Genomic DNA, 232 nt, shown 5'->3' with positions numbered 1-232 from the left:
TTTCGCTGGCCTGATCCAGTCCCTTTCAACTGGGCGCTCGACTGGTTCGATGGAGAACTCGCCTCTAACCCCGAAAGTCGCGACCGGACAGCACTCTGGATCGTCGAGACCGCGAACGGCATTGAAACAAGATTTAGCTTCAAGGAACTGTCAGATCGGTCCAACCGGGTTGCGAATTTCCTGCGAACTCTGGGACTTCGTCGCGGCGATCACCTCTTGCTGCTGCTCGGGA

1 protein-coding gene is annotated in these 232 nt (G+C 56.9%); it reads left to right on the top strand.

Annotated features, from left to right (window positions below; genetic code table 11):
- Positions 1–232: AMP-binding protein (locus KBI52_RS00030; RefSeq protein WP_371823077.1), on the top strand; the 232-nt coding region annotated here is incomplete at both ends.

The sequence above is a fragment of the Microvirga sp. HBU67558 genome (genome assembly GCF_018069605.1).
GTDB lineage: Bacteria > Pseudomonadota > Alphaproteobacteria > Rhizobiales > Beijerinckiaceae > Microvirga > Microvirga terrae.
The sequence above is the reverse complement of the archived record's forward strand: the minus strand, read 5'-3'. Positions and strand labels throughout refer to the sequence as shown.